5 protein-coding genes are annotated in these 4,610 nt (G+C 67.7%); all 5 read left to right on the plus strand.

Going from position 1 to position 4,610, the window contains the following annotated elements; translation table 11 throughout:
- The coding region (locus AC1DYI_RS27195; protein ID WP_477207243.1) for a 2-deoxy-5-keto-D-gluconate 6-phosphate aldolase domain-containing protein at positions 1-550 on the plus strand (550 nt) is incomplete at its 5' end.
- Positions 547-2,403 carry a 3D-(3,5/4)-trihydroxycyclohexane-1,2-dione acylhydrolase (decyclizing) gene (gene iolD / locus AC1DYI_RS27200; RefSeq protein ID WP_477207244.1) on the plus strand — a complete coding sequence of 619 codons (1,857 nt, stop codon included), beginning with the start codon at positions 547-549 and terminating at the stop codon, positions 2,401-2,403. The genes AC1DYI_RS27195 and iolD, both read left to right, overlap by 4 nt.
- A gap of 11 nt (positions 2,404-2,414) precedes the next feature.
- Positions 2,415-3,323 carry a myo-inosose-2 dehydratase gene (iolE, locus tag AC1DYI_RS27205; protein WP_477207245.1) on the plus strand — a complete coding sequence of 303 codons (909 nt, stop codon included), beginning with the start codon at positions 2,415-2,417 and terminating at the stop codon, positions 3,321-3,323.
- Positions 3,320-4,132, plus strand: a complete 813-nt coding sequence (gene iolB, locus AC1DYI_RS27210; protein WP_477207246.1) for a 5-deoxy-glucuronate isomerase — start codon at positions 3,320-3,322, stop codon at positions 4,130-4,132. Before iolE ends, iolB begins: the two co-directional genes overlap by 4 nt.
- A gap of 124 nt (positions 4,133-4,256) precedes the next feature.
- The coding region (locus AC1DYI_RS27215; RefSeq protein WP_477207247.1) for a carbohydrate porin at positions 4,257-4,610 on the plus strand (354 nt) is incomplete at its 3' end.

Raw genomic sequence — 4,610 nt, forward strand, 5'->3', positions numbered from 1 at the left:
GCTGCTGCACTGGCCGGCCGAGCAGGTCGTCAAGTGCCTGCTGCACTACCAGCCCGACGATGCGTCGCCGCTGCGGTTGGAGCAGGAGATGCAGCTGCGCCACCTGTGGGAGGCCACGCGCGCCAGCGGCCACGAGCTGCTGCTGGAGGTGATCCCGCCGCGCGACACGCCGAATGCCGACGAGGCGGTGCTGCGCACGATCAAGCGCTTCTACAACCTTGGCTTCAAGCCCGAGTGGTGGAAGCTGGCGCCGATGGCGGYCGCTTCGTGGGATGCACTGCAGGCGATGATCGACGAGCGCGATCCGCAGTGCCGTGGCGCAGTGATCCTGGGCCTGAACCAGCCCGCCGCCGAACTGGCGCGGGGCTTTGCCGAAGCGCGCAATCCGGTGGTCAAGGGCTTCATGGTCGGTCGCACCTTGTGGGCCGATGCGAGCCTGCGTTGGCTGAAAGGCCAGCTCGACGATGGCGCTTTGATCGACGAAGTGGCCGCCAATTTCGGCGCGCTGGTGGACGCTTGGCGCGCCAGTCGCGTGGAGGTCGCGCGATGAAGACCGTGCGCTTGACGATGGCGCAGGCGCTGGTGGGCTACCTCGCCGCGCTGCGGATCGAAGAGGAAGACGGCTCGCTGCAGCCCTACCTCGGCGGCGTCTGGTCGATCTTCGGCCATGGCAACGTCGCGGGGCTGGGCGAGGCGCTGCACGCCGAACGTCGCGCGCTGCCGACCTTCCGCGCCCATAACGAGCAGGGCATGGCGCATGCGGCGATCGCGTATGCGAAGGCCCACATGCGCCGTCGCACGATGGCGGTCACCACGTCGATCGGTCCCGGTGCGACCAACCTTGTCACCGCCGCTGCGTTGGCGCATGTGAACCGCCTGCCTGTTCTGCTGCTGCCAGGCGATGTGTTCGCGTCGCGTGCGCCGGACCCGGTGCTGCAGCAGCTCGAAGATTTCCAGGCTGGCGACATCAGCGTCAACGATGCGTTCCGCCCGGTCACGCGCTACTTCGACCGCATCATGCGGCCGGAGCAGATCCTGACGGCGTTGCCGCGCGCGATCCAGGTGATGACCGACCCGGCGCTGTGCGGCCCGGTGTGCCTGGCGCTGCCGCAAGACGTGCAGACGATGGCTTTCGACTGCCCGGAGAGTTTCCTGACTCCGGCGACTATCCACATCCGTCGGCCGGGTGCGGATGCGCACGAGTTGGCCCGCGCCGCCGCGTTGCTGCGTGACGCGAAGCGCCCGCTGATCATCGCGGGCGGCGGTGTGCTGTACGCGCAGGCGAGTGACGCGCTGCGACGCTTTGCTGAAGCGCACCGCGTGCCGGTGGTCGAGACGCAAGCCGGCAAAGGCAGCCTCGCGTGGGATCATCCATTGAACGCCGGCGCGCTGGGCGTCAGCGGCTCACCAGCCGCCAATGCGTTGGCACGCGAGGCCGACGTCGTGCTGGCGATCGGCACCCGCCTGCAAGACTTCAGCACCGGCTCGCATGCCTTGTTCACGCAGGCGCGCTTGCTCGGTGTGAACGTGCAAGCGTTGGACGCGTCGAAGTGGCACGGCACGCCGTGGGTGGCCGATGCACGAACGGCGCTGGGCCAACTGCAACCGTTGGTCGAAGGCTGGCAGTCCGACGCAGCCTGGGGCCAGCGGGCGGTGGCACTGGCCGACGCCTGGCGAGAGCGCGTCACCGCACTCACCACGGCTCAGCCGCAAAACACGCTGCCGTACGACGCCGAGGTGATCGGTGCGGTGCGCGACTCCGCCACCGATTCGCCGCGCGGCGACATCGTCGTCTGCGCCGCCGGTACCTTGCCGGCCGAGCTGCACAAGCTGTGGCGCGCAGCGGAGCCCGGCAACTACCACGTCGAGTACGGCTACTCGTGCATGGGTTACGAGATCGCCGGCGGCCTGGGCGTGAAGATGGCGCGGCCCGACAAGGAGGTCATCGTGATGGTGGGCGATGGCTCCTACCTGATGATGAACTCCGAGCTCGCGACCTCGGTGATGCTGGGCCACAAGCTGATCGTCGTGCTGCTGGACAACCGCGGCTACGGCTGCATCCACCGGCTGCAGCGCGCGACCGGTGGTGAGCGCTTCAACAACCTGCTCGACGACTGCGTACCCGAGGGCGGCGAAGTGCCGCACATCGACTTCGCTGCGCACGCTCGTTCGCTGGGCGCCGATGCGGTGCACGTCGCCAGCGTCGGCGAACTCAAGACGGCGATGGCCGCCGCCCGTGCCGCGACACGCACGCAATTGATCGTCATCGACACCAGCCCCGAGCGCAGCACCGAAGACGGCGGCTGCTGGTGGGAGGTGGCKATGCCCGAAGTCTCGTCACGCGACGAAGTGAACAACGCCCGCGCGGCCTACCTCGCCGCGAAGCAACAACAACGCCCCTGAAGCAACCCGACATGGCCACACCCTGGAACGTCCGCATCGGCATCAACCCGATCTCGTGGAGCAACGACGACCTGCCCGCACTCGGCGGTGAAACACCGCTGGAAACGGCGCTGCGCGAGGGTGCCGAGATCGGCTACGAAGGCTTCGAGCTCGGCAACAAGTTTCCGAAGGAGCCGCAGGCGCTGAAGACGAAGCTGGCCGAGTTCGGCGTGGCCTGCGTCTCGGGCTGGTACTCGGGCCTGCTGGCCGAAGGCACGTTGAAAGATGAGATCGAACGCTGCAAGCCGCACATGGCCAAGCTGCAGGCGCAGGGCTGCCGCGTCGTCGTCTATGGCGAAGTGGCCGGCTCGATCCAAGGGCAGATCGACACGCCTCTGGCCAAACGCCCGCGCTTTGCGACCGGCGACCAATGGCACGACTACGGCGAGCGGCTGACCGCGTTTGGCGAGCATCTGCAAGCCACCTACGGCCTGACGCTGGCCTACCACCACCACATGGGCGCGTACGTCGAATCACCCGAAGACGTGGACCGGCTGATGGCGGTTACCGGCCCGGCGGTGGGCCTGTTGTTCGACACTGGCCATGCGTACTACGGTGGTGCCACTGATCCCGTGGCTCCGTTGAAGAAGCACCTGCACCGCGTGGTGCATGTGCACTGCAAGGACGTGCGGCCGGCGGTCGTGGCGCAAGCCCGCAATGACGGCTGGTCTTTTCTGCGTGGGGTGATCAACGGCACCTTCACCGTGCCGGGCGACGGCGTGATCGATTTCGGCGCGGTGCTGACCACGCTGCATGCGGGCGGCTACGAAGGCTGGCTGGTGGTGGAGGCAGAACAAGACCCGGCGGTGGCGCCGAGCTACGCCTACGCGAAGAAGGGCTACCAGACCCTGAAGCGCATCGTTGACGGGTTGTCCCTATGAGCCCTTTGCTGGTGAAGGCGCGGCGCGAAGGCCGCCAGATCGTCGACGTGACGCCCGAAAGCGCCGGCTGGCAGCACGTCGGCTTTCGTGCGCTGCGGTTGAAGGCGGGTGAGCAGGAGGCCGTGTCCACCGGCGAGCGCGAGCTGTGCCTGGTGGTGCTGGCCGGTCGCGTCAGTGTGGTCGCCGATGGCCAGCACTTCGCCGCGCTGGGCACGCGCGACAGCGTCTTCGACGATGCGGCGCCGGCAGCACTCTACGTGCCGAAGCACACCGAGTTGCAGATCAGTGCGGACAGCGACACCGAGCTCGCGCTGTGCACCGCACCGGCCGACGAGCGGGCGCGCCAAGTGACGCTGCTGGCGCCCGAAGGCATGAAGCGATCGGTGCGCGGGCAGGGCAGCAACACGCGCTACGTCTGCGACATCCTGCCGCACACCGACCCGGTGGCGGCGCATCTGCTGGTGGTGGAGGTACGCACGCCGGCCGGCCATTCGTCGAGCTACCCGCCGCACAAGCACGACACCGATGCGTTGCCGACCGAGACGCAGCTGGAAGAGACGTATTACCACCGCGTGAACCCGCCGCAGGGTTTTGCGTTCCAGCGCGTCTACACCGACGACCGCAGCCTCGACGAAGCGATGGCTGTCGAAGACCACGACGTGGTGCTGGTGCCGCGTGGCTACCACCCGGTGGTTGCGCCACACGGCTACGACCTGTATTACCTGAACGTGATGGCCGGCCCGGGCCGTCACTGGGTCTTCCGTAACGACCCCGCGCACGAGTGGATGTTGCCGCCCACGCCGCCTTGATCTTGCGCCGCTGAGGCGGCGCTTCACCTCCCCACTTTTTCAGTCGTGAGTTCCCTGGAGGGAGCGCGCGTGGCCGCGTGCGCCCACGACTTGTTCAACCTCGGCCGTCTTGAGGAGACCAAAGATGACAAGCCCCCTGAACACGACCTTGCGCGCCACGGCTGCTGCCGTCGCGCTGCTTGCCACCGCCCAGGCCCACGCCTTCGATTGGGGCGGCTACTTCCGCGCCGGCCCTGGGGCAACGTCGGAGAAGGGCGTCTCGCGCGCCTGCTACGGCCTGTCCGGCCCCGGGCTGAAATACCGCCTCGGCAACGAGTGCGACATCTACGGCGAGTTCACGCTCGGCCATGACGCGAAGGTCGAGGGCATCGATGTGCGCGGCGTGCTGATGACCAACTTCTACAACAACGCTACCGACTCGGGTGACGAGAAGCTCGGCATCGAGCAGATGTACGCCGAGATCAAGGGTGTCGACGTC

Source organism: Ideonella sp. P3_A4 (assembly GCF_056403075.1).